Annotated in this window: 27 protein-coding genes; 23 read left to right on the forward strand and 4 right to left on the reverse strand. The window is 33.5% G+C overall.

Annotated elements, in window-relative coordinates:
* Positions 1–4: 4 nt before the first annotated feature.
* The 15 genes from ACX6U0_RS16980 (at position 5) to map (ending at position 13,788) form a co-directional block, all read left to right on the forward strand.
* A complete protein-coding gene (locus tag ACX6U0_RS16980) occupies positions 5–724 on the forward strand; it encodes a GntR family transcriptional regulator (RefSeq protein WP_464961059.1) in 720 nt (239 codons plus the stop codon).
* 68 nt (positions 725–792) lie between these two features.
* Positions 793–2,004 carry an SIS domain-containing protein gene (locus ACX6U0_RS16985; protein WP_464961060.1) on the forward strand — a complete coding sequence of 404 codons (1,212 nt, stop codon included), beginning with the start codon at positions 793–795 and terminating at the stop codon, positions 2,002–2,004.
* Positions 2,001–2,852, forward strand: a complete 852-nt coding sequence (gene gatY, locus ACX6U0_RS16990) for a tagatose-bisphosphate aldolase subunit GatY (RefSeq protein WP_464961061.1) — start codon at positions 2,001–2,003, stop codon at positions 2,850–2,852. The genes ACX6U0_RS16985 and gatY overlap by 4 nt, the downstream gene beginning before the upstream one ends.
* A 4-nt stretch (positions 2,853–2,856) precedes the next feature.
* Positions 2,857–3,792 (forward strand): 1-phosphofructokinase, encoded by a 936-nt coding sequence (pfkB, locus tag ACX6U0_RS16995; RefSeq protein ID WP_464961062.1) that lies wholly within the window; start codon positions 2,857–2,859, stop codon positions 3,790–3,792.
* A 1-nt stretch (position 3,793) separates the two neighbouring features.
* On the forward strand, positions 3,794–4,729 hold the full coding sequence (locus ACX6U0_RS17000) for an ROK family protein (protein ID WP_464961063.1): 936 nt from the start codon (positions 3,794–3,796) through the stop codon (positions 4,727–4,729).
* Between the two features lie 81 nt (positions 4,730–4,810).
* Positions 4,811–5,953 carry an N-acetylglucosamine-6-phosphate deacetylase gene (gene nagA / locus ACX6U0_RS17005; protein ID WP_464961064.1) on the forward strand — a complete coding sequence of 381 codons (1,143 nt, stop codon included), beginning with the start codon at positions 4,811–4,813 and terminating at the stop codon, positions 5,951–5,953.
* Between the two features lie 156 nt (positions 5,954–6,109).
* Entirely contained in the window at positions 6,110–7,123 is a 1,014-nt protein-coding gene (locus tag ACX6U0_RS17010; protein ID WP_464961065.1) for a S66 family peptidase, read from the forward strand.
* A 36-nt stretch (positions 7,124–7,159) separates the two neighbouring features.
* Positions 7,160–7,483, forward strand: a complete 324-nt coding sequence (locus tag ACX6U0_RS17015) for a hypothetical protein (RefSeq protein WP_464961066.1) — start codon at positions 7,160–7,162, stop codon at positions 7,481–7,483.
* Between the two features lie 57 nt (positions 7,484–7,540).
* Positions 7,541–7,942, forward strand: a complete 402-nt coding sequence (locus ACX6U0_RS17020) for an NUDIX hydrolase (protein ID WP_464961156.1) — start codon at positions 7,541–7,543, stop codon at positions 7,940–7,942.
* Between the two features lie 289 nt (positions 7,943–8,231).
* Entirely contained in the window at positions 8,232–9,167 is a 936-nt protein-coding gene (locus ACX6U0_RS17025) for an ABC transporter substrate-binding protein (protein ID WP_464961067.1), read from the forward strand.
* 20 nt (positions 9,168–9,187) lie between these two features.
* Positions 9,188–10,177, forward strand: coding sequence for a FecCD family ABC transporter permease (locus tag ACX6U0_RS17030; protein WP_464961068.1), 990 nt, complete (start codon positions 9,188–9,190; stop codon positions 10,175–10,177).
* On the forward strand, positions 10,167–11,150 hold the full coding sequence (locus ACX6U0_RS17035) for a FecCD family ABC transporter permease (RefSeq protein ID WP_464961069.1): 984 nt from the start codon (positions 10,167–10,169) through the stop codon (positions 11,148–11,150). The genes ACX6U0_RS17030 and ACX6U0_RS17035 overlap by 11 nt, the downstream gene beginning before the upstream one ends.
* Before the next feature lie 18 nt (positions 11,151–11,168).
* A complete protein-coding gene (locus ACX6U0_RS17040; protein ID WP_464961070.1) occupies positions 11,169–11,588 on the forward strand; it encodes an ankyrin repeat domain-containing protein in 420 nt (139 codons plus the stop codon).
* Positions 11,589–11,597: 9 nt separating this feature from the next.
* Positions 11,598–12,884: an Ig-like domain-containing protein gene (locus ACX6U0_RS17045; RefSeq protein ID WP_464961071.1), complete on the forward strand. Its 1,287-nt coding sequence runs from the start codon at positions 11,598–11,600 to the stop codon at positions 12,882–12,884.
* A gap of 157 nt (positions 12,885–13,041) precedes the next feature.
* Positions 13,042–13,788 carry a type I methionyl aminopeptidase gene (gene map / locus ACX6U0_RS17050; RefSeq protein WP_464961072.1) on the forward strand — a complete coding sequence of 249 codons (747 nt, stop codon included), beginning with the start codon at positions 13,042–13,044 and terminating at the stop codon, positions 13,786–13,788.
* A 44-nt stretch (positions 13,789–13,832) separates the two neighbouring features.
* On the opposite strand, the gene ACX6U0_RS17055 is transcribed toward map, so the two are convergent.
* Complete coding sequence (locus ACX6U0_RS17055) at positions 13,833–14,240, reverse strand: VOC family protein (RefSeq protein WP_464961073.1); 408 nt, start codon at positions 14,238–14,240, stop codon at positions 13,833–13,835.
* Positions 14,241–14,442: 202 nt separating this feature from the next.
* Between ACX6U0_RS17055 and ACX6U0_RS17060 the strand changes: the two genes are divergently transcribed.
* The 4 genes from ACX6U0_RS17060 to ACX6U0_RS17075 all read left to right on the forward strand — a co-directional run bounded on the left by ACX6U0_RS17060 (position 14,443) and on the right by ACX6U0_RS17075 (position 18,341).
* The gene (locus ACX6U0_RS17060) at positions 14,443–14,574 is read left to right on the forward strand and encodes an RAxF-45 family protein (RefSeq protein WP_464961157.1); all 132 of its coding nucleotides are present in this window, start codon (positions 14,443–14,445) and stop codon (positions 14,572–14,574) included.
* Between the two features lie 112 nt (positions 14,575–14,686).
* Positions 14,687–16,564 carry a ribosomal protection-like ABC-F family protein gene (gene abc-f / locus ACX6U0_RS17065; protein ID WP_464961074.1) on the forward strand — a complete coding sequence of 626 codons (1,878 nt, stop codon included), beginning with the start codon at positions 14,687–14,689 and terminating at the stop codon, positions 16,562–16,564.
* 95 nt (positions 16,565–16,659) lie between these two features.
* Positions 16,660–16,968, forward strand: coding sequence for a hypothetical protein (locus ACX6U0_RS17070; RefSeq protein WP_464961075.1), 309 nt, complete (start codon positions 16,660–16,662; stop codon positions 16,966–16,968).
* A 341-nt stretch (positions 16,969–17,309) separates the two neighbouring features.
* Positions 17,310–18,341 carry a tetratricopeptide repeat protein gene (locus tag ACX6U0_RS17075; protein WP_464961076.1) on the forward strand — a complete coding sequence of 344 codons (1,032 nt, stop codon included), beginning with the start codon at positions 17,310–17,312 and terminating at the stop codon, positions 18,339–18,341.
* An 85-nt stretch (positions 18,342–18,426) separates the two neighbouring features.
* Here ACX6U0_RS17075 and ACX6U0_RS17080 read toward each other — a convergent pair whose 3' ends face one another.
* Positions 18,427–19,413 (reverse strand): Gfo/Idh/MocA family protein, encoded by a 987-nt coding sequence (locus ACX6U0_RS17080; protein WP_464961077.1) that lies wholly within the window; start codon positions 19,411–19,413, stop codon positions 18,427–18,429.
* Positions 19,414–19,512: 99 nt separating this feature from the next.
* On the opposite strand from ACX6U0_RS17080, the gene ACX6U0_RS17085 reads away from it, so the two are divergent.
* Positions 19,513–20,097 carry an LOG family protein gene (locus ACX6U0_RS17085; protein WP_464961078.1) on the forward strand — a complete coding sequence of 195 codons (585 nt, stop codon included), beginning with the start codon at positions 19,513–19,515 and terminating at the stop codon, positions 20,095–20,097.
* A 55-nt stretch (positions 20,098–20,152) separates the two neighbouring features.
* Here the strand turns inward: ACX6U0_RS17085 and ACX6U0_RS17090 are convergent, their stop codons facing one another.
* The gene (locus ACX6U0_RS17090; protein WP_464961079.1) at positions 20,153–20,404 is read right to left on the reverse strand and encodes a transporter suffix domain-containing protein; all 252 of its coding nucleotides are present in this window, start codon (positions 20,402–20,404) and stop codon (positions 20,153–20,155) included.
* A gap of 127 nt (positions 20,405–20,531) precedes the next feature.
* Here ACX6U0_RS17090 and ACX6U0_RS17095 point away from each other — a divergent pair, with 127 nt between their 5' ends.
* Together ACX6U0_RS17095 and ACX6U0_RS17100 are read left to right on the forward strand one after the other, a co-directional pair.
* Positions 20,532–21,449, forward strand: a complete 918-nt coding sequence (locus tag ACX6U0_RS17095; protein WP_464961080.1) for an ABC transporter ATP-binding protein — start codon at positions 20,532–20,534, stop codon at positions 21,447–21,449.
* Entirely contained in the window at positions 21,442–22,392 is a 951-nt protein-coding gene (locus ACX6U0_RS17100; RefSeq protein ID WP_464961081.1) for an ABC transporter permease, read from the forward strand. Before ACX6U0_RS17095 ends, ACX6U0_RS17100 begins: the two co-directional genes overlap by 8 nt.
* Before the next feature lie 379 nt (positions 22,393–22,771).
* Here ACX6U0_RS17100 and ACX6U0_RS17105 read toward each other — a convergent pair whose 3' ends face one another.
* Positions 22,772–23,365 carry a TetR/AcrR family transcriptional regulator gene (locus tag ACX6U0_RS17105; protein ID WP_464961082.1) on the reverse strand — a complete coding sequence of 198 codons (594 nt, stop codon included), beginning with the start codon at positions 23,363–23,365 and terminating at the stop codon, positions 22,772–22,774.
* Between the two features lie 158 nt (positions 23,366–23,523).
* Here ACX6U0_RS17105 and ACX6U0_RS17110 point away from each other — a divergent pair, with 158 nt between their 5' ends.
* Positions 23,524–24,411, forward strand: a complete 888-nt coding sequence (locus ACX6U0_RS17110) for an ABC transporter ATP-binding protein (protein WP_464961083.1) — start codon at positions 23,524–23,526, stop codon at positions 24,409–24,411.
* Positions 24,412–24,414: the final 3 nt, after the last annotated feature.

A 24,414-nucleotide genomic window follows, 5' to 3' on the forward strand; every position in this document is an offset into this window, starting at 1 on the left:
TATCATGGTAGAAAAGGATTCTCGACTTCCTCTGTATTATCAATTAATGGATATTTTATTAGAAAAAATCGAATCAGGTGAGCTTGTTGAAAATGATCAACTACCATCTGAACGAGAATTGTGTGATTCCTACCGAGTGAGCCGAACAACTGTAAGGCAAACAATGCAGGAGTTGGAAAAACAGGGGTTTATTTATAAGGTTCATGGTAAAGGAACGTATGTTTCACCAAGAACGCACAATCAAAGCCTTGTGAAGTTTTATAGTTTTACAGAAGAGATGAAAAAAGTCGGAAAACTTCCAACCACTCAGGTCGTTTCATTTGAGAAAATATTTTGTGATCATAAAATTGCAAAAGTCATGGATCTACCGGTTGAAGAAGAAGTATTTAAGATTGTTCGATTAAGGCTTGCTGACCAGGATCCGATGTTATACGAAACATCTTATGTTCCAGTTAAAGAGTTTAAAAACCTTTCTAGTCAGGAATTAGAGCAAACACCAATGTATGAAATTTTTAGTTCCCAGTATAATGTGAAAATTTCTAAAGCATTGGAGAGCTTTATGGCGGTTAGTGCAAATAATGTGGAATCAGACATGTTAAACATAAATGAAGGTGCACCATGTCTTATGTTAAAGCGTATTACCTATGACCAAAGCAAAGTAATTGAATATACGATTTCTATTGCTAGAGGTGACAAATTTACTTATACGGTTGAATTGAAATAGATACTTTCTGTATCTATTTCACTCTAACTGGTAATGACGACATGAACTGTTTAGTAGGAGGAGAAAAAATGGAGCTATTAAAATCAAGTGAATTCGAGAGAATGAATGTAGGTGCCAGCCATACAGCAAAAGAAATAGCCCAGCAGCCTAGATTATGGAACGAGACGAAGGAAATTATTTTATATCATAGAGATCGGATTTTTTCATTTTTAAAGAGTATTGAAAATAAGCATGAACGATTGCGTATCATCTTAACTGGTGCTGGGACTTCAGCTTTTGTTGGTGATACCATCCTTCCTCATCTAAAAGGAATCGTGAATAACAAAAAAATAGTGGTTGAAAGTATTGCAACAACGAATATTGTTTCAAATCCTGATTCGTTTTTAGATGAAAACTTTCCAACAATTATGATTTCCTTTGCACGTTCAGGAAATAGCCCAGAGAGCTTAGCGGCGGTTAATTTAGGAGAACAAATCATAAAAGATTTTTACGGCATTATTTTTACATGTAATCCAGATGGACTTTTAGCTGAGAAAAAGAAAAATGATCCAAATCACTTAGTCATTTATATGCCAAAGGAAGCAAATGACCAAGGCTTTGCGATGACAAGTAGTTTTACAACAATGCTTCTCTCTGTTTTACTTCTTTCTCATGTTAGACATATTCATACATTGGAAACAACGCTTGATGACATTGTTAAGGCTGGAAATTCCATAATCAGTGAAAGCGAAAAAAGTGTAAAAGAACTAGCAACCTCCACTTTTTCAAAGGTTGTTTATTTAGGGTCTGGTGTATTTGAAGGATTAGCAAGAGAAGCTTCTTTAAAATTATTAGAATTAACAGGTGGAACGATTCCATCTTCTTTTGATACTTCCTTAGGTTTCCGCCATGGTCCAAAATCAATTTTAGATAAAGAAACGATTGTATTCGTGTTCTTATCAAGTCACTCCTATACTAGACAATACGATCTCGATATTTTAGAAGAAATTTATCGAGAAACAGAAAGAGGAAAGGTTGTGGCGATTTCCTCCATTAAGGATGAAGTCTCTGTAAATCATTGTGATATTTTCTATCATGTGGATCTTCCGAAGGTTAATAATGATATTTTACTTACTTTCCCATACATCTTATATGCACAAACCTTTGCTATGTATAAATCTATTAATCTTGGTTTTTCTCCAGATAATCCATCACCATCAGGCGTTGTAAATAGAGTTGTAAAAGGCGTTACCATCCACCCTTATGCGAATGAGTCGAAAAATGGAGGAGATGTATCATGATTACTTCAAGAAGTGCGATTCTATTAGATGCACAGTCAAAGGGCTACGCAGTACCAGCTTTTAATATTCATAACTTAGAAACGATGAAAGCTGTTTTAGAAACTGCACAAGAGCTACGGTCTCCGGTTATGATCGCTGCTACACCAAGTACTGTGCGTTATATTGGTCAGGATTTTTTTATTGGTATGATGGAAGCCGCTAAAAAAAGCTATGATATTCCAATCTGTTTCCACCTCGATCATCATGAGAAATTTGAGGATATTAAAACATTGATTCAATTGGGCATTTCGTCTGTCATGATTGATGCATCACATTATGACTTTGAGGAGAATGTTAGGATTGTCCATGAAGTAGTGGAGTATGCAGCACCATTTGGCGTAGCGGTTGAAGCGGAGCTTGGCCGGCTTAGTGGGATAGAGGATGACTTGGAAGTGGATGAGAGGGATCAGATTTATACAAATCCGACGCAGGCTCAGGAGTTTGTTTCACGAACTGGAATCGATTCACTGGCTGTCGCAATTGGTACTGCTCACGGACTTTATAAAGGGGAACCAAAATTGGATATCGATCGATTGGCTGCCATTCAAAGGGAAGTTGATATTCCGTTAGTTCTTCATGGCGCTTCAGGTTTGCCAGATGACTTAGTTCAAAAAACAATCGATAGTGGGATCTGTAAAGTAAATATTGCTACTGAATTAAAAATTGCTTTCGTAAAAGGACTTCGTAGATATTTACAAGAACATCCAGATGCAAATGATCCAAGGTATTATTTTCAAGATGCAGTTATTGAAATGAAAAAAGTGGTTGCCGATAAAATCAAAATGTGTGGTAGTGTGAATCGAGGTTAGTAGAATGATTGCAACAGTTACATGTAACCCAGCGATTGATATTCGATACAATCTTCCAGTTTTTCAGCTGGATGAGGTGAACCGTGTTTCAATAGTGGATAAAACGGCGGGAGGAAAGGGATTAAATGTTTCCCGTGTATTATCACAGTTAGGAGCTAAAGTAACCTGCACAGGATTTCTAGGAGGAAAAAGTGGTGAATGGATTGCTGAGCAATTCCCTAAATGGGAATTGGTGAATCAGTTTGTACCAATCAAGGGAAACACAAGATTCTGTTTGGCGATTGAATCAAACGAAGGTCATACAGAAATTCTTGAACAAGGTCCTATGATAGAGGAAAATGAAGTAGAAGAGTTTTTGAAGAATTTTGATAAAATCCTTAATACCAATCAATACATTGTTATTTCTGGTAGTTTGCCATGTGGATTGTCATCGGATTTTTATCGTCTGCTGGCAGTTAAGGCGAAACAAAAAGGGAAGTACTTGCTTTTAGATACAAGCAATGAGGCTTTAGAAAAGGGAATTCAAGGTAATCCATTTTTAATAAAACCTAATAGGGAAGAATTTTGTAAGTTGATTGGAATAAAGGATGCTACCTTAGAAGAAATGATGCTACATGCTCGGGCCATTTGTCAGAAGGGAATAAAATTCGTCCTTCTTTCCTTAGGAAAACACGGTGCACTATTAGTAAGTAGTGGCAGAGTTCTTCAGGCAAATATTCCGACCTTGACGTCAGTTCATCAAGTAGGTTCAGGAGATAGTATGCTCGCCGGATTCACATACGCTCATTCAAGGAATTATTCAATTGAAGAAGTACTCAAGTGGGCATGTGCCTGCGGAATGTCAAATGCTACATCTGAGAGAACAGGGGAAATTGATTTATCGCAAGTACATTACTTTTTGAACTTCATAGAGGTGAAGGAATTAACAGGGGGTATGTAAGTTGGATTATATTATTTGTTTTGATATCGGTGGTACATTTGTCAAATATGGCCTAATCGATCAAAATGGTCAAATGTTGTTTAAAGATAAAGCACTAAGCCCTAAACATGATATTCAAACATTACTTCCTGAACTGATTATTGAAAAGATAAAATGTCTTCAAAACGATTTTAAAATAACTGGAATCGGTATCTCATCATGTGGTCTTGTTAATCATGAAAAAGGGGAAATACTCTTTTCTAATAATCTACCAGGCTATACCGGAATGAAATTAGCTGAAATGATATTGAAAACAATTGAATTACCAGTAGTCGTTGAAAACGATGTGAAATGTGCATGCTTAGGTGAAATGTGGAAGGGTTCCATTCAAGGGAAGCAAAACGTAGTATTTTTAACACTAGGAACTGGAATAGGTAGCTCGATCATTATAGACGGGAAGATTGTAAATGGATCCCATCGTTTAGCTGGTGAGTTAGGTCATATGGTCATTGTCGCAAATGGACGGTCTTGCGGATGTGGTCGAAAAGGTTGCTATGAACGTTATGCCGCTACTTCAGCTTTTGTAAATGATTATATTGAGGAAAAAAAGAAACAAGGTATAATATTGGAAAATGTTTCTGGAGAACAAATTCTCCAGTTTGTCATCGAAAAGGACCCAATTGCTACTATGGTATATAAGAGATTTGTTTCTTATATAAGTATAGGCTTGGTGAATATAGCACATTTACTTAACCCAGAGGCAATCATAATCGGTGGCGGTATTGCTGAGCAAACTGAACAATTTTTACAAGATATCAACATCGAGATTAAGAATGAAATAATGCCTATTTATCACAATCAAGAGGATTTAGTATTTCCTTCTGCTTTAGGAAATGATGCTGGAATGTACGGAGCAGGTTACTTAACATTAAAAAGATTAAGTCGCTTACAAGTATAATTTGTTTTAGTATAAAGGCAGCATCGCTATGTGGTGTTGCCTTTAGTCTGTAAGGTGCTTTTTTAGATGGGAGGCAATGAAATGATAGCGATTAAGGTGAAAGAAGTTTATGCACCTCAACAAGTCATCAATACCGGTTATATACTAATTGAAGATGGAAAAATAATTGACATTACAACAAATAAGCCTTTTTGTGAGATTTTGGACTTCTCTGGATATGCAGCCATTCCGGGTTTAATTGATTTTCATATTCATGGACTTGCGGGAAATGACACAATGGATGATAGTATTCAGTCTTTGCGAGATATGTCTACTTCACTTGTCCGACATGGGGTAACTGGATTTTTGCCAACTACGTTAACCCATGATTTTGAAAAGATTAAGAACGCAGTAAAGATGATCAGTGAAGCAATTGGGCAAACAAGTGGTGCGGAAATCATTGGTTCTTATGTGGAAGGGCCATATATTACACCTGAGTATCGCGGAGCACATCCGATTAAATTTATGCGAGAACTTTCTTTGCGTGAGCTGAATGAGCTAATTGAGGTTTCAAACAATACGATTAAAGTCATGACAATTGCTCCTGAAAAAGAACTAGCAATTGAAGCGATACAGCATTTAACGGAAAAAGGGATTCATGTTTCGATAGGACATACAAATGCGGACTATGATATAACGAATAATGCGATTGAACAGGGTGCAAGGATCGCTGTTCATACTTATAATGGAATGAGAGGATTTAATCATCGTGACCCAGGTTGTGTTGGAGCAGTACTTACGAATGATCAATGTTATTGTGAGTGTATTGCTGATTTGCAGCATGTTCACCCCGGTGCAATTAAGCTTCTTTATAAGGCAAAAGGGAATGATCACATTTTATTAATTAGCGACTCCATGGCCGCAGCTGATTTACCAGATGGTCAGTATTCTCTTGGGACTTTAGCGGTAAAGGTAGAAAATAAAATTGCTCGGACAAATGAAACAGGTTCCTTGGCAGGAAGTACTACTAATTTAATGGAATGCCTAAAAAATGTAAAAGATGTTTTAAACATTCCTCTCGAAAGGATTCTACCTATGGTCAGTCTTAATCAAGCAAAACTGTTAAAAATTGACCATGAAGTAGGTAGCTTAGAGAGTGGGAAAAAAGCAAACATCGTTTTGATTGACCAAGAATTAAACGTAAAAGTTACGTTTGTTAATGGAAATATCGTTTATAGAAACTAATCTAAAGCACTATATACATGTAAATCAAACCTCAAATGTTTCAAGTACATTAGAGGTTTTTTGTTTGAAAAGGAAATTTTTTCTAAAAAATTCAAAAAAGCCTTGTTTATAGAATTAGATTTTAATAGAATCAACTAAAAGCAAATAGGTGATCATATGATTAAATATCCAGTTTTTGAGAAGAATTCAACGATTGGTGTAACAGCACCATCGTCTGGTGTACCAGTAGATTTGCATAATATTTTTAAGCAAGCTTGTCGTCGTATGGAGGAATATGGCTACCATGTGATTTGTGGTGAAACGGTTTGGACTCAGGATAAAGCTAAATCAGCAATTTCTAAAAAAAGGGCAATTGAGTTTAATCAAATGATGAAAAATGATGATATTGATTTCATTATTCCGCCTTGGGGTGGAGAATTAGCAATTGAGATGATTGATCTAATAGATTATGAGAATGTTAAAGAGAAGTGGTTATTAGGCTATTCGGATACGAGTAGCATTCTATTAGCAATAACATTGAAAACAGGTATGGCTACTGCACATGGTACGAATTTATTAGATTTAAGAGGCGAATTTTCTGATGAAACTACAGCGATGTGGGAATCAGTCCTATCAACAAAAAGAGAAGGTTCTGTTACACAATACTCTTCTGATCGATATCAAAAAGAATGGAACCATGTTGATCCATCTCCATGTGTCTTTCATTTAACGGAGGAAACTTATTGGAAGACGGTTTCTCATAAAAAAGAAATGATTCAAGGACGATTACTTGGTGGTTGTGTTGATATAATTAGACATTTGATTGGAACTCCATATGGAAATGTTAAAGCATTTAGAGAAAAGTTCATACCAAATGAAGCAGTTATTTGGTATTTCGAAAACTGTGAATTAAATGCAACTGACTTAAGAAGATCATTGGTACAAATGAAGTTAGCTGGTTGGTTTGAAAATTGTTCAGGAATTTTATTCGGACGTAGTCCAGCTTATCAACCAGTAGAAAATTACACGATAGAAGATGTTTATCACGACCTTAATGAAGAACTAGGATTTCCAGTTATTTTTGACATTGATTGTGGGCATGTACCTCCTCAAATCACTTTCATTAATGGTGCTTTTGCAGAGATAGAGGTTTATGAAGGTAAAGGGAAAGTGACTCAATATTTTAAATAAAAGCTAGGGCTTATTATGTAATAAGGAGAGATTCCTTTGAAGCAAATCTATTGTGATAAGTGTTTAAAGGAAATAAAAGTAAGAGATGATTTAGTAACCGCTACAATATTTTTTGAAGTGATTCCATATCATGAAGATTGTTATGCAAAGGATTTAAAAGGGGCTAAGACTTTATTTTTAAATAATCAACCGGTCAATGGATTTTCAGGTACTCTACTCGCTTTTTTTGCCTTAATTGTTTTGATTGTTAGTTTATTTATGAAAGAGGATATGATGATCTTTTTAACTATTTTTATGGTGTTTCCAATTTTATATCGTGTGTATTCGTATATTGTGTATGAGAGACATATTGAAAAATAAAGATTGAATGGTTCGATTAGAATCGTTTTTGTAAAAGGAGTAAGTAAATTGAAAAATGTGAATGTCGTTTATTCTCTTATTTATAATGAAGCTGATAACACTGTATTAATGGTCCAAAATGAAAATCTAATTTGGACATTGCCAGGAGGTGCAGTGGAACCAAACGAAACGTTAAAGCAAGCAGCGGTTAGGGAAACGTTAGAGGAAACAGGGTTAGAGGTTGAAGTTGATCATATTGTCGCTATTAATGAAGCATTTTTTCCGGAAAGGGATCACCATACTTTATTAATTACATTTTCTGCAAGGATAATTGGCGGAGATATTACTATCCAATACCCTGATGAAATATACCAAATTAAATGGATAGATATTGAAACAGCAGATCAATACATGCCATTTCATAAACAAGGTATAAAAAGCTTATTAAAATCTTATGCACCATATACATTCCAAGGTTAAATTTCGGTCCTTTGGAATGCGAGCGTTCAGAATCGGAAATGAGTTAATTCCCTTTTTAATAGCAAAAAGTACTTCACAAAGAGCCTCAAGCAAATTGAGGCTCTTTTTTGTAGTTCCCTTTAATAGACTAAGAAAAAAATTAAAAATTGTATTACGAATTGATTAAAATTATTACATAAATCTACAAGATATTTCAAAATATTTACAAAAATATATTGACTGTCTAAATATTCAAGCTTTATACTGAGAATGGTTATCGTTATCATTTTTATAAACGGAGGAAAAATAAATGTTACATAAAAAACAGACAACATTACTTACTGTATTGCTATCATTCATTTTATTATTTACATCAGTATTTAATGGAAATACAGCTGATGCTGCAACAAAAACTCGTAAATTTAAAACAGAATTAGGCGTTGTAACTTTAAAAGGAATTCCTAAAAAAATTGTTACATTAAGCATGGCAGGTACTGATGCTGTACTAACTTTAGGTGTTAAACCTGTCGGATATACAATTTCGAATTCAAACTCAACACCTGTGTACTTAAAAAATAAATTAAAAGGTGTTCAGTCAGTTGGTACATTAAGTGCGCCAAGTCTAGAAAGAATTACAGCTTTAAAACCAGATTTAATTATTATCGATCAAGATTATGAATTTCATAAAGCAATCCTTTCAAAACTTCAAAAAATATCTCCAGTTGTAGGGTTTAGAGCTAACAGCTATAAGGAATCTATGAGTCAATTAATGACGCTAGGTGATATTATGGGAAAAAAAGCACAAGCTAAAGCATTTGTAAACTCATTTGACAGTGAATTAAATAAATCAAAAGCTAAATTAAAAGACAAAAATATCGACGTACTTGGATTTTTTGTTAATAAAAGTGGAATCAATGTTTGGCAAGATAATTCATTTTCAGGAACTATTTTTACGGCATTAAAAGCAAATTATGCTTATAAAGAACGTGGTGGAGAGTATTCAGACTTTCAAACGGTTAATTTAGAAAAAATACTTTCGATTGATCCAGATTTAATTGTTGCATATGTAGATCCTGGTAAAAGTGATTTAAAGGATGTTTCTAAAAATCCAATTTGGCCAAAATTAAAAGCAGTTAAAAATAAACATGTTGTTCAAGTAAACCGTGATCTTTGGTCTCGTAGCCGTGGTCCATTAGCTGCAAAATTAATTGTTAAGGAAGCAACTAGTATCCTTTCACGCTACTAAACTTGAAAGGAAGCAAATAAGTGCATAAAAAATTTTATTTTTTCTTAGTATTGCTTTTCATTTGTACTTTACTTGTAATTGTTTCTCTAATGTACGGAACTGTAAACGTCCCATTTAATAGAATACTAGATGTTTTGATGTTAGATGATGGTTCAAAAGCAAGAACAATTATTTGGGATCTACGCTTGCCAAGAGCAATTATGGCATTTTTAATTGGTGCAAATCTTGCGGTGAGTGGGGCATTAATGCAAAGTATGACAAAAAATCCGCTTGCAGAACCAAAACTATTAGGAATTACAGCTGGTGCAGCTACAATGGTTGTAATCATTGAGTATTTCTTAGTCAGTCTACCTTATATATGGTTCTCTCCATTAGTATTTATTGGTGCAGCACTTGGAGGAGCTGTAGTATATACCTTGAGTATGAAAGGAAATGTTTCTCCAGTTAGGTTAACACTAGCTGGAGTTGCTGTAAGTGCATTTTTACATGCAATTACTGTCGGAATTTTAATTCTTCTTGGGGAAGACGCAGCTTCGGTCTATACTTGGCTAGTTGGAGGGCTAAATGGCTTAACTTGGTCTCATTTAATGTTAATAGCACCTTGGTCATTAATTGGTTTATTTGTGGCACTGGCTCTTTCTTCAAAAATGAACCTACTAGAACTTGGTGATGATATGGCTAAAGGATTAGGTGTTAAAGTAGGTCTATTAAAAATTACAATGGCAATTCTTGTTGTTGTACTTGCAGGGAGCTCTGTTTCAGTAGCAGGTAGCATAGGTTTTATCGGGTTAATCGTTCCGCATTTAGTTAGGAAGATTTTAGGGCCAGACCATAAAAATCTCATTCCTTTTAGTGCTTTAGCTGGAGGATGTATATTATTAGCAGGAGATTTCCTAGCAAGAACAATCGTACAGCCTATCGAATTGCCAGTTGGAATTTTTACAGCTGCAATCGGCTGTCCATATTTCCTTTATTTAGTTAGAAAGCAGGGAGATCGTCGTGAAAAATAAGAAACCTGCGATTCTATTAATCATGTTTTTATTGACCACAATCATACTGATTCCATTAAGTGTAGAATTTGGTGATATTAAAATTCCATTTATGAAGTCTTTTCAAGCTCTTATTCACCCAAATGATTCTGTTGAAAGCATCATTATATGGGAGTATAGATTACCTCGAACATTAATTGGGGTATTTGTCGGAATGAACTTGGCAATAGCTGGGACACTTTTACAAGCGGTTACACAAAATCCATTGGCGGCACCAAATATTATTGGAATAACTGCAGGGGCTAGTTTTATAGCAGTGCTATCTATGTTTTTTATTCCTTCTCTACCAATTGCATATTTACCACTTGCTGCGTTTATCGGCTCAGCCGTAGCTGGCGTTTTAGTCTACTTAGTAGCTTGGAAGAATGGTATTAGTAAAGAAAGATTTGCATTGGCAGGTATCGCAATTGATGCACTATTTCAAGCTGCTACAACAGGGATGATTGTATTTGCGTCAAAAAAAATTGAAGCATCAATCGTTTGGTTAGCAGGAAGCTTCTGGGGCAGAGGATGGGAGCATGTAATGATGATTCTGCCATGGTCTATTATCGGAATCATCATTACAATTATGATGTCTGCGCGTATTAACGCCATTCAACTTGGTGACGATATTGCAACGAGTTTAGGTGTGTCAGTTCAGAGAAGTAGAATCTTTCTATTAATCATTACAGTTGTATTAGCTGGTAGTGCGGTAGCTGTTTCTGGGCCTATCGGATTTATTGGATTAGTCATCCCTCACCTTAGTAGACTTTTAGTAGGAAATGATCATAGATGGGTGATACCAATCAGTGCTTTATTAGGTGCAATACTCGCCATTGTTAGTGATTTAATTGGTCGGACAATTTTGGCACCGATAGAAATACCAGTTGGTGTAGTTACAGCATTAATAGGTGCTCCCTATTTCCTATATTTGCTAAAAAAATCAAGACTATAAAAAGAATGGATGAGGATTTTGTACAAAAAAAATATAGTAGTTGGAGTCATTACATTATTATTAATAGTTCTAACTGGTTGCTCGGGTGAAAGACCGTCAACATTTAATGGTAACAAAAATAAAGATCAACAAAATGAAGTTAAAAAAGATAATCAAAATTCAGTAGAATCCCTAATGGATGCAATATCAAACGGTGATTCCAAGAAAGTAAACGCACTTCTTTCAAAAGATGCAGATCCAAATAAAAAGGACGATTTAGGAAATACGCCTTTAATTATTTCAGTTCAATACGGTGAAGTTGAAATAACGAAATTATTGGTTGAGGCTGGAGCTGACCCAAACATTCAAGACGACCTAGGGATTACCCCTCTTGCCATGGCAATTGAAAATGATCATAAAGAAATTGTAGAACTATTAAAAGAGCATGGAGCAAAATAGGAGGATATAATGAAAACTTTTAAAAAAGTATTAGCTAGTAGTGTGCTTGCAACAAGCTTTGCGATATATACGGTTGGATCTGTTCATGCTGAAGTTAGTGTTTCTAATACAGCAATTAAAGCAAATCAGTCATCTGTAAATGATACGAAAGCACTGGTAATCCCTAAGGTTTATGTTCAAAAATCGATTAATAAATTTAATCAAAAGAAGTTTGAGGTTAAAGGGGTAGCAGAACCAAAGTCAAAAGTAGTTGGACAATTAAAAAGTATGGATAGCCAGATTACTTTTGAAGCGAAAACAGATGAGAAAGGAAATTTTAAATCGTTCCTTAATACACAAAAATTAAAAGATGGAGCGCTTAAACTTTCTGTATATAATGTTGATGCAAGTGGTAACAAAGGAAAATTGAAAAATGTATCTATATTAAAGGATACATTTTTAGAAGAATTGACAGTTGAGAACGAAGGCTTTATCAATTCATATAATGTAAGCGATTTTCCTGTTTCAGGAACAGGTGATCCAAAAGCGACGGTATATATTACCTTACAAAGTGGAAAGCAAATTGTAATGGGAAAAACGATTGTTGATGAATTTGGAAATTATTCATTAAATATGAATGTACAAAAATTTGCTGAAGGTAAAGTAGCTATTCAAGCAAAACAAGTTGATAAAGCAGGAAACACAGAAAATGTAGCAGTAAACGTGACGAAAGAAACAAAATCGCCTAATAAGCCAGTAATATTCAAGCCATCAAATATTACTGCAAATACAGATCAAACAACTTATAAAATAAAAGGCTTAGGAAAAGCTGGCTCTGAAATTGAAATTGTATTAAGTGATGGAATAATAGACGTTAGTTCTATTGGTGAAGTTGATGCAAATGGATCTTTTGAAGTAGAAATCGAGACAACTGACCTTCAAAGTGGAGAAATCAAAGTCACAGCTATTCAAACAAGTACTGCTGGTAATACGAGTTTAGAATCAGTAACAAAATTTATGAAAGATACAGATGGACCAAATACTCCTGAACTAAATGCTCTCGTTTCAATTAAACAAGAAAACGTGGCGAACTATACAGTTTCTGGAAAGGGTGAAATCGGTTCTATCATTAAAATATTCGTAACTGATGGTAAAACGACTGTAACCAATTCTGCAATAGTAACTGAACAAGGTATATTTACAACGAATCTTAATCTAACTACTTTACAATCTGGAAATGTCTATTTTATTGCTACTCAATTGGACAGTTCCAACAACTCAAGTACACCTGTAACGGTAACAATTTTAAAAAGCTAATCAATTAAAAAAGAGGAAACCACAAAAATGGGTCTCCTCTTTTTTGTTTATTTAAAGAAATGCATTGTATAAGTATTTAAAAAACTATAACATAGTAATATTATGGCATAATAATAGATAGACAAATATCAATAACGAATCAGGAGTAAAAAATATAATGATTATAAATAATGAACAAGAACTAGAAGCTTTACGAAAAATTGGTCGCATTGTTGCGTTAGCTAGAGAAGAGATGAAAGAAAAAGCGACGGCAGGAATGACAACTAAAGAGTTAGATGAAATTGGCAAAAAAGTATTAGATGAGCATGGTGCAACTTCAGCACCACAAAAAGAATATGATTTTCCAGGAACTACTTGTATCAGTGTGAATGAAGAAGTAGCCCATGGTATTCCGAGTGATCGCGTGCTTCAAGAAGGTGACTTAGTGAATATTGATGTATCTGCAGCATTAGATGGATTTTATGCTGATACTGGTATATCATTTGTTATTGGAAAAGGTGATTTGTTAAAGGAAAAACTTTGTAAAGCTGCAGAAGATGCATTTTGGGCAGCAATGAAAAAAACAAAGGCAGGATCTAAACAAAATCAAATAGGCCGAGCAGTATTTAATGAGGCAAGTAAAAACGGATTTAATGTAATAGAAAACTTAACAGGGCACGGAATTGGAAAAAGTCTCCATGAAAAGCCACAGCATATTTTAAATTATTTTGACCCAATGGACGGAGCATTACTGAAAGATGGATTAGTGTTGGCAGTTGAACCATTCGTATCAGCTAACGCAGACCACATTATTGAATCAGGTGATGGCTGGACATTTGTAACTCCTGATAAAAGTTTAGTGGCACAGTGTGAGCATACAATTGTCGTTACAAAAGGGGAACCGATTATATTAACACAACTTTAAAAATAAAAAGCGAAACCTAATCGTAGGTTTTGCTTTTTTATTTTTTATTCAGTTGCAGGTCCTTTACTCAAGTTTAACTCCCAAGTTAGTCCGTATTGATCTGTTACGACTGCATATATTGCACCCCAAAATGTATCTTGAAGTTCCATTTTTATTTCACCATCTTTTGATAATGTTTGATAAATAGAGCGAATCTCTTCCTCAGAACTCATTTCAAGCATTGTCCAAATATTGTTTCCTTTTGTTATAGGATTAAAAACGTCTGCAAAGTAAATAACACAATCATCATTTATATGGAGTTCAGCATGAATGTATTTTCCTTCATGACCTTTGAACATTTCCATTCCATCACCAGTTTGCGTATTTTTGATTTCTCCACCAAAAACTTTCTTATAGTATTCAAGTACTTCTTTACAATTCTCAATATAAATATGGGGTAATAATTTTTTCATTTCATTTCTCCTCTTTTGGCGATTTAGTTTTCTAATATTTTTGGTTAATTTTCAAAATTATGTAAATACTAATGCACAAAATCAGTATAACCAAATAAATTAAGTATTGTACAATATGCTAAGTTATTTTATAATTTAGATAAATTTAGGACGAAAAGGAGGTGTAGGGAAGATGTTACGTTTTCAAATGGTGTGCGCGCAAATGGTAGAATTTTTATATTTTTGTCGTGCGAAATTTGCGTTTTTAACTGTTAACGGGATACGTGTGTCCTTTTTTAATAATTTATCAACTCAAATAACGAAACGTACTCTTTCCTACGACTTCATAAAATAAGATAATTTGTGCTGTTGCACATTAATTAATCATTATTGAGAGCCATGGATGAGTTTATCTATCTATGGCTTTTTTCTATGGAATTGTACGGCGAATAGAATGGAGAATCATAATGATTGCATGTAGTATAGAAAAAATTTCAAAAATGTTTGGTGGAAATACACTTTTTACAGATTTATCTTTTCAAATTAACCAAGGTAGTCGAGTTGGTTTAGTCGGCGCAAACGGTAGTGGAAAAACAAGTATATTTAAACTTTTAACAGGAATTGAGGCACCTGATAGCGGGGCTATTCATTTTAAGAAAGGATTAAAGTGCGGTTATTTAGCTCAAATTCCTTTTTTCCCAGAAGAATTGACAAGTCGTGATGTATTATTAACAGTGTTTGAGGACTTAAGAAAAATTGAAAGTGAAATGAAGCAACTAGAAATGAAGATGGCAACTATTTCTGATGAGCGTTCACTTAATCAAATGCTAAGTAGCTACGGAATATTGCAAGAAAAATTTGCCTTAAATGGCGGCTATGAAATGGAAGCAGAGCTGTCAAAGATTGTTAATGGTTTAGGAATTAATGATTTATTGTCTAAGAAATTTGCTTCTTTAAGTGGAGGAGAAAAAACCAAGATTGGACTAGGAATTGTATTATTACAAAAACCTGATCTTTTATTGCTTGATGAACCAACAAATCACTTAGATTTATCTGCGATTGAATGGTTAGGAGCATTTTTAAAGGAATACGAAGGAACGATTATTACGATTTCTCATGATCGTTACTTTTTAGATGAAGTTGTAACGAGTATTTTGGAATTAGAGGATGGAGAAATTACTGTCTACCATACAAATTATTCACAATTCGTTATTCAAAAAGAAGAGAGATTATTAAAAGAATTTCAAGCTTATGAAGAACAACAAAAGAAAATTCAAAAAATGAAAGAAACAATTAAACGGCTGAGAGAGTGGGCAAATCAAGCTAATCCACCTAATGCTGGATTGCATAGAAGAGCAAGAAGTATGGAAAAAGCGTTAGAAAGAATTGAAAGACTGAAACGCCCTATTTTACAGAAAAAGAAAATGGCGTTTCAAATAGAAGAAGCTGGTAGAAGTGGTAAAGATGTTATCATTGCAGAGAATTTATCAAAAGCATTTCAGGATAAAGTATTGTTTAAAGACATTCATTTTTCATTATATTATGGAGACAGAGCTGTTATTGTAGGTGATAATGGGACTGGAAAATCTACATTATTAAAAATGATACTAGGAGAGGCTTCAGTAGATGAAGGAAAGCTGAAAGTCGGAAGTAATGTCAAAATCGGTTACTTATCACAGCATTATGAAGCAATTAATTCAGATCATACAGTACTTGAAGAGTTCAGAGAAGAAGTCCATGTTACAGAAGGGGAAGCTCGAAACATTTTAGCAGGGTTCTTGTTTTATGGATATATGGTCTACAGAAAAGTAGGCCAGTTAAGTGGGGGAGAGCGAATGAGATTAAGATTAGCTCAACTCATGTATCAAGATATAAATTTATTAGTCGTGGATGAACCAACGAATCATCTGGATATAGAATCTAGAGAAGTGTTAGAAGATGCACTTGAAAAGTTTAAAGGTACAATTTTATCTGTTTCTCATGATCGTTACTTTATTAATAAGTTATTTTCTAAGATTTATTGGTTAGCTGACGGTGCAATTCATGAATTTATCGAAGACTATCAGCATGCAAAAGAAAAAATGAGTTTACGAAAAAATAAAAAAGAAAAAATTCTAAAATTGGAAACACCTAAAGAAGTGAAACCAATTAAGAAAGAAAAACAAAAAGATATTGAGGACATTGAGAAAGAGATTACAATATTTGAAGAAAAAATAAGTGAGTTAAATAAATTAATGATGGAAGAAAGCGATATTGATACACTCCAAGAACTTCATGTGGAGAAAGTAAGCTTAGAAGAACAATGCCAGGAATTATACGTTCAATATGAAGCTTGGTGTGATTAACAAAATAGTCAGCTTCAATTGCTAAAGTACATGCTCAGTACCAAAATTAAATCATAGAATATTAAGATATGAATTCTAATTTAGGTGGTGAGCATATGAGCGACTATTTATATGGACGATATCCTGGCCCTCCAGGTCAAGGACACGGTGGTCATGGAAGTGGACACGGTGGCCATAGCGGCGGACACGGTGGCCATGGAGGTGGACACGGTGGTCATGGAGGTGGACACGGTGGTCATGGAGGTGGACATGGAGGTCATGGAGGTCATGGAGGCCATGGAGGCGGACACGGTGGACATGGATTTCCTTGGCCAGGACCTGGTGGCTATTGGTCAGGTGGATTCTACATTTTCCAAGGTAGAAGATGGTACTTTATCCCAGGATTTGGTTGGGTTTTTGTATAATTAAAAACAATAAAAGCTGATTAATATTCCATTATATTGATCAGCTTTTTATTAATATTGCGTTGTTATAATATTAACTGTTGATTTTTCTAAATGCAAAAAGAATATGAATGGAAGTTTTGAAGACTCTTATGGGAGATGTGGGAAACTTGAGACCAGTAAGGTAGGCATGTTAAAAACTATTCATTTGCTCACTGATAAAAATTAGAATGGAAAATTGGCTACCAAATTTTAACCAATAATTTATACATATGTTTAATATATAGATATGTTAAACTTGTAATATATTTGAAAATCTAATTGCAGCTTTTTTTAGATGGGATAAGTAACGAGGTGTAAATGTGAAATCGAAAAAAGTATCTCAAGGTACTGTAAATAAATCAGTTCTTGAGCAATATAAAGAAATCTATTCAATGTATCATCACGCAACAAGATTAATAAAAGAAGATAACTTAGATAGCGCAGAACTCATTTTACAAGAAATTTTTAATGATCATAAAGAATTGCAAGTACCAATTGAAATGTATAAAACATATATATTATTGCTTCTTACGAATAAAAAAGAAAAACAAGCAAGCCAGTTTCTTTCAAATGCGCCAGATGAGATTAAATATGCTGGTGAAATTCTACAGATTCAACAAAAATATCAATTGGTTGTTCCAGAAAAAGATCACAGTCAAAGAAATTACATGTCAAAAAAGATGATCTATTCTTTGGTCGGTATCTTGATACTTTGTATGCTTGGAATTGGATTGACAAAATTTGATATTTTAAGTGGCCCCGAACAAGCAAGTAAAGATGTAAATGTATTAAAGGAGCAAATTAAGGATTTAGAAGATAAAAATAAAACAATGGAAATGCAGGTTAATGAGGCGAATAAAAAGTTATCGGAAGCTTCACAATCTAAAAAAACGGATCAGCAGGAAAATCAACCAGAACAAGAGACCGCTAAAACAAATTCTTTAACGCCAGAAACAGTAGTGAAAGAAGCAGTAGAATCGTATGAAAAAGGATTTAAACATTTTCAGAATAAAAATTACAAGCAATCTATAGAACAATTAAAATTAAGTTATACTTTAGATTCTACAAATTACAGTAGTGATGACGCATTATACTATTTAATTTTATCTGAACAAAGAATGAATAAAAAGACAAATGTGAGACCTTATATTTCGGAGTTTGTTAACCAGGAAAATGAGTTCTTTAAAAAATCACCTTATTATGATGATGTAATATTAATGCAAGCTAAGTGGTTCATAACTGATGGGAAGAATAAAGAAGCAGAGAAACTTCTAAATGAAATTGTGAGAAAGTATAAAAAAGAATGGACTGCAAATACCGCAACCAGATTATTAAAATCACTTAATAAATAAATACCATCACCTACTAGAGAATATAGTATCTCTAAAGGGTGATGGTATTTTTATTTCTTATATGTATAGAAATGTACGAAAATAATTAATTGTTTTCTACACTGAAAATAATACCACTTTGCTTACGAGCCGATTCTGTAATTGTTAATACAATCGAACTCATTTCTTTTAAACGATTGTAATCTTCTACTAGATTATGTTGAATGATTTTTGTGATATTTTGTATTTCATAAAGCATATCATTCTTTACTTGAGATACTTCTAATGATGTTGATTCTTGTGTTTTATGGTTAATTAGTGTGATGTTAGAAATTGGTGAAGGTTTATCGAGAACGAATGAACCAACTTCACCAGTGATTTCACTTTGTATATATGATTGAGAAATTTTAGAGCATTGAATACTACAAACGAAACCCTCATAGTTCAACACTAAAGTTCCACTACCATCAATACCATTTCTTAATTTTACAGGTGTGTAATTTACTGTAGTTGGTTGACCAAATAATCCAACCGCAACATAAAGAGGATATACTCCAAGATCTACTAAAGCTCCACCAGAAAATTCAGGTGAGAATACATTTGGATTTTCGCCTCTTAAGAATGAATCATATCTAGATGAATATTGTAGATAATGAAGATTAGCACTTCTTATCTGACCTATTTTATGTAGATTTTCCTTTAATACTGTAAAATTTGGAGAATGGACGTTTCGAATTGCTTCAAATAAGTAAACCCCATTTTCTTCAGCAACTTGGTAGGCATGATCTAATTCTTTTGTAGTTGAGAAAATTGGTTTTTCACAGATAACATGTTTTTTATTTTTTAAAAACATAATTGTTTGTTCATAATGTAATGAATTAGGAGATGCAATATAGACTATTTCAATTGTTGAACTTTTTGCCATTTCCTCTATATTTGAAAAGTAAGTACTTGCGTCATGTTTCTTTGCAAATGCTTGTGCAGAGTCTTCATTTCTTGAATAAACAGCTGCTAAAGTAAGTAATTTACTTTCTTTTGATGCCTCAATAAAACTTTCTGTAATCCAGCTTGTACCGATGGTTCCAAACTTCATTAAATTCAACTCCTATTCAGGTTGTTAACTCTATCTTTACAATCCTAATCGAAACATATGATAAAATAAAGTAAAATACATCAAAGGAAGTGATAATGCATGAGAAAAATTTGTGTGTATGCAGGTTCTAATCTTGGAAGTAGAGACTCATATCGTTTGGAAGCAAAAAAACTAGGTAGAATATTTGCTAAAAAAAATATAGATTTAATATATGGTGGATCAAAATTAGGAATTATGGCTGAGATCGCAAACGAAGTTCTTAAACAAGGTGGCAATGCGATTGGTATTATGCCAAGCGGATTATTCCGAGGTGAAATTGCACATCAAGGTTTATCTGAATTTATTGAAACTGAGTCAATGCATGAACGTAAAGCATTAATGAATGAATTATCAGATGGCTTTATTGCTTTACCGGGTGGAATTGGTACTTTTGATGAGTTGTTTGAAATTATCTGTTGGGCACAAATTGGTATTCATACCAAACCGATTGGATTATTAAATGTAGATGAATTTTTCACGCCAGTTTTAAATTTACTAAACCATGCGGTTAAAGAAGGATTTATGAATGAAAATACATTATCATTGTTCGTCGTATCTAATGATGCAGCTGAATTAATGGATTTAATGGAAAATTTCACTTCACCTGTTATGCAAAATAAATGGAAGCAATTAGACGGTAAATAATATAAAATAAAAATGGCTCATTGAGTAAGAGTTTTTTCTCTTCCCAATGGGCCATTTAGTTTTTGTTTTTTTCAGTTCTTTTTTTATTTTTAAACCATTTTGCTGGATTAAATTTCTTTCGATATGCAGCCATGGCTTCTTTGCCAACTAATATTCCACCAATCCAAAACATAAGTTCACCAAGAATAACTAGAATTGGTATGAGACCAGCTTTTACACCGCCAGAAACAGGTAAAAATGGTAATGCGAATATTAATAAGTAAGGAATAAATGAACCAAATACTAAGTAATATGGTATTCTTTTCATAAAGTTCTCCTTTCAATTCCATCTTGAGGATAGCATTATTTAAGTAGAATTGAAAGAAAAGAATTGTTTTACTACTGATCATTACAAGTTTAAATGTGCTGGTGATAAATTGTAGGAGGAAGTCAAAATGAAACAAGAAGTTGTTCTTGAGTTGAGCAATGTTAAAAAAACGATTAAGAATAAAGAAATCATAAAGGACATTAGCTTTGAGCTATATAAGGGTGAGGTTTTAGGGTTACTAGGACCGAATGGATCTGGTAAAACAACAACAATGCGTATGATCGTTGGGTTAATGAGCTTATCTGATGGAGAGATTTATATCAAAGGGAATTCCATACAAAAAAACTTTAGTGAGTCTATTAAGCACGTTGGTGCGATGATTGAAACACCTGCATTTTATCCATTCTATAGTGGTTTTAAAAATTTAATGTATTTTTCACGTATGCTTGAAGGTGTAACAAAGGACCGAGTATTAGAAGTAATCGATTTACTAGGACTTTCTAATGCAATTCATAAAAATTTTTCAACCTATTCCTTAGGTATGAAGCAAAGATTAGGAATTGCCCAAGCATTATTACATAATCCAGCCATCCTAATTTTGGACGAGCCTACTAATGGCCTTGATCCAGCAGGTGTAAGAGAAATACGTGATTATTTAAAAAGAATAGCCGAGGTTGAAGATACAGCGATATTGTTATCTAGTCATTTACTCTCAGAAATTGAATTAATTTGTGATCGAGCAATCATTATTCAAAATGGTCATTTCGTTGAAACGATTGATATGAACGAAAAAGCAGAGGGGAAACTAGTAATCGAGATAATCGTAAATGAAACGAAAGATATTGAAACTGTATTAAATCAATATGATTACAAATTTGAGGTTATTAATGAACGTACGATTATTTTTGAAATTGATGAAGAAAAAATTCCAAGTTTAAATAAAGAGTTAGTACTAGCTGGGATAGATGTATTCTATATTTCACGTAAAAAAGAGAGTTTAGAGGACTTGTTCATTCAATTGACAGGAGGGAATGTCATTGAGTAATTTTTTTAGTTTAATTGGAAATGAAGGTCGTAAGATTTTTGTTCAAAAGTCATTTATCATATCCTTAGTGCTCCTTTTAATTCCAATCATTGTACTTGGAAGATGGGAATTTGTAGGAGAAAAATTAGGTGCTACTAAAGAGGCTAATTGGAAAGAAGAAATAAGGATAGATAATGAAAATATTGAGAAGGAGCTAAAATCTGCAGATATCTCAGAACCTGCCGACCAGCAACTAGAGAAACTTGCGATAAATAATTACCGACTTCAACATAATATCTCACCTTATCAACAACATTCAGTAATAGACTTTATGAATAAAGGTGCGTCTATCACAAATTTTATTGGTATTTTATTACTATATTTTGCAAGTAATATGATGTCAAAGGAGCATCAATGGAAAACAATTAATTTTCTATTAGTTAAACCTTCGACAAGAAGAATGATCTATTATGCGAAATTTACAACTCTTTCATTATTGTATTTTGTCTTTTCAATAGCAATCCTAATATACTCCTTTGTAATCGGATGTGCTATAAATGGATTTGATTTTAGTACACAACCAGTTCTTGTTTACGTAAACCATCAAGTAGTAGAACAAAGTGTTCTAACGAGTTTAGTATATAATTATTTAATAAACTTATTACCATTCCTGCTATTCGTATCAATTGCATATTTCTTTTCTACAATTTTAAAAACGAGTAGTATTTCTTTACTAATTAGTATCATCTTATTTGCAACTTCAGATCCAATTGCAGCACTTTTAAGTTCAAAGAGCTGGTCTAAATATTTACCATTTATGCACACAGATTTAACCGTATATGCTCAAGGCATTAATATCGTAAATGATATGCACATCGGATTTTCAATTTTTATGCTATTACTCTATACGGCACTATTTGTCATAGGTGCGGGTGAAGTGTTTAAGAAGAGAGATGTGGTGTAAATAAAAAAACGGGCGATATAGATAGTTCGGTTTAAGTGCACGAAAAATTAAATATTTAAAGGACCAAATCCATAGGATTTGGTCTTCTTTATTTTTAAAAAGATAATGTGTTGATTTCCACTACAGGATGCTCGCTTTCCGTGGGGCGTGCGCTGAGCCTCCTCGTCGCTATCACTCCTGTGGGGTCTCAGCTGTCCCGCATCTCCCACAGGAGTCGAGCACCTTCCGTTCCAATCTTCGTGTGTTAATGAGAGGACTCTAAGAAAACCTTTTTTAATACTAATTTATCAAAAGATATACTTTTTTTGTACACCTCTATGTTTTACTGGAAAATCCTTTGCCTTCAACGATCAATCCATTTTCATTTAAGCCTTGAACGTTACGATTCCTGTTTTAACATTCCGTATAGGAATAAGTTCATGATTTCATCAATTACTTCCTTTTGCTGAATGTATTGAGAAGTAGTCGCGTCCATGTTCATAAAGGCCTGACTTAGTACTTGAATATATATTTGCAGTGTTTTTGGGCTAAATTCATTACGGATGACACCTAATGATCGCCCTTCGTCGATTAGTGCAAGTAATAACTTAAATGACTTGTTCATGGAAAAGTCTAATACAATGGCATGAAGCTCTTCATCCTTTTGAATTAGAGTCGTAAATGTCTCGAGATTGACTATATCTATACCATCTTTCTTTCTTAATAGCATCTCTTTTATCTTTTCCTCAAATGGTTTATCACTTGAAAGAAGCTTTTTATATTCCTCATATTGCTGATCCATTAATCTAAGAAATGCCGCTTTCAGCAATGCTTCCTTACTTCCATAATAGTTATAGATCGTTACTTGTGATACGTTTGCCAACTTTGCAATATCCATAATTTTTATATCATTGATTGGTAAGGATAATAATTTTATTGTACTCAGTTCAATATTTTCCATTTTTAGTTGTGTTCTTTTTTGATAGCCGTCCAAATTGATTACCTCCAATTACATCTAATCCTATTGTATCATGTTTTGAAATATTCTATAAATAATATTTCAAAAAGTATTCTCATTTTCCAAAAAGAGGTATATACTGATTTTGTAATATTAAGTGTTAAATATTACAAAACAATGCGGGAGGCGCAACAATGTATGCGATTGAAATTAACAATCTAACCAAAACTTACGGGAATTCAAGAGGGATTACGGATATTAGTTTTTCCATAGTGGAGGGCGAAATATTTGGATTTATTGGGCCGAATGGTGCTGGGAAATCAACGACCATTCGAACATTATTGTCCCTAATATACCCAACGAGTGGTAGTGCTAAAATATTTGGGAAGGATTGTATTGAGTTTGCCCCTGAAATAAAAAAAGAAATCGGTTATTTACCGTCGGAAGTTTTTTATTATGACAATATGAAGGTAATTGATCTATTAAAATATTCAGCTAGCTTTTATAAGAAAGACTGCACGAAAAGAATAAAAGAATTAGCAGAAATAATGGATCTAGACTTAACAAAGAAAATTGATGATCTATCTTTGGGGAATAAGAAAAAGGTAGGGATTATTCAGGGACTTTTACATGAACCTAAACTCATTATTTTAGATGAGCCAACAAGCGGTTTGGATCCACTTATGCAACAAAGATTTTTTGAGCTACTGGAAGCAGAAAATAAAAAAGGTGCAACGATTTTATTTTCATCTCATATTTTAAGTGAAGTTCAGCGATTATGTAATCGAGTTGCAATTATAAAAGAAGGTAGAGTCGTAACAGTCGAAAAGATTAGCACATTAAAAGAAAACAATTATAAACGTTTTAAAATTGAAACTGCTGATAGTATCGACATGAATTTATTTCAAATGTTAGGCGTAAATAATCTTGAAATAAAAGGTAATGAAGTTAGCTTTTTATTCAAAGGAAATATCAACACTGTATTGAAAAAACTAGCTGAAATAGAGATAAGAAATCTATGGATAGAGGAACCAGATCTAGAGGAAATATTCATGCATTATTATGAAAAGGAGAACGAATAAGCT

This window comes from Gottfriedia sp. ABJ_BB2_2 (genome assembly GCF_055484705.1).

Bases quoted from the DNA above. Each gene is read 5' to 3' on its own strand.
- ACX6U0_RS17085 (WP_464961078.1), top strand. From the start codon at position 19,513: ATGAGAAAAATTTGTGTGTATGCAGGTTCTAATCTTGGAAGTAGAGAC.
- ACX6U0_RS17070 (WP_464961075.1), top strand. From the start codon at position 16,660: ATGAGCGACTATTTATATGGACGATATCCTGGCCCTCCAGGTCAAGGA.
- ACX6U0_RS17110 (WP_464961083.1), top strand. From the start codon at position 23,524: ATGTATGCGATTGAAATTAACAATCTAACCAAAACTTACGGGAATTCA.
- ACX6U0_RS17045 (WP_464961071.1), top strand. From the start codon at position 11,598: ATGAAAACTTTTAAAAAAGTATTAGCTAGTAGTGTGCTTGCAACAAGC.
- ACX6U0_RS17090 (WP_464961079.1), bottom strand. From the start codon at position 20,404: ATGAAAAGAATACCATATTACTTAGTATTTGGTTCATTTATTCCTTAC.
- abc-f (WP_464961074.1), top strand. From the start codon at position 14,687: ATGATTGCATGTAGTATAGAAAAAATTTCAAAAATGTTTGGTGGAAAT.
- ACX6U0_RS17010 (WP_464961065.1), top strand. From the start codon at position 6,110: ATGATTAAATATCCAGTTTTTGAGAAGAATTCAACGATTGGTGTAACA.
- ACX6U0_RS17025 (WP_464961067.1), top strand. From the start codon at position 8,232: ATGTTACATAAAAAACAGACAACATTACTTACTGTATTGCTATCATTC.
- nagA (WP_464961064.1), top strand. From the start codon at position 4,811: ATGATAGCGATTAAGGTGAAAGAAGTTTATGCACCTCAACAAGTCATC.
- ACX6U0_RS16985 (WP_464961060.1), top strand. From the start codon at position 793: ATGGAGCTATTAAAATCAAGTGAATTCGAGAGAATGAATGTAGGTGCC.
- gatY (WP_464961061.1), top strand. From the start codon at position 2,001: ATGATTACTTCAAGAAGTGCGATTCTATTAGATGCACAGTCAAAGGGC.
- ACX6U0_RS16980 (WP_464961059.1), top strand. From the start codon at position 5: ATGGTAGAAAAGGATTCTCGACTTCCTCTGTATTATCAATTAATGGAT.
- ACX6U0_RS17060 (WP_464961157.1), top strand. From the start codon at position 14,443: ATGGTAGAATTTTTATATTTTTGTCGTGCGAAATTTGCGTTTTTAACT.
- ACX6U0_RS17080 (WP_464961077.1), bottom strand. From the start codon at position 19,413: ATGAAGTTTGGAACCATCGGTACAAGCTGGATTACAGAAAGTTTTATT.
- pfkB (WP_464961062.1), top strand. From the start codon at position 2,857: ATGATTGCAACAGTTACATGTAACCCAGCGATTGATATTCGATACAAT.
- ACX6U0_RS17055 (WP_464961073.1), bottom strand. From the start codon at position 14,240: ATGAAAAAATTATTACCCCATATTTATATTGAGAATTGTAAAGAAGTA.
- map (WP_464961072.1), top strand. From the start codon at position 13,042: ATGATTATAAATAATGAACAAGAACTAGAAGCTTTACGAAAAATTGGT.
- ACX6U0_RS17095 (WP_464961080.1), top strand. From the start codon at position 20,532: ATGAAACAAGAAGTTGTTCTTGAGTTGAGCAATGTTAAAAAAACGATT.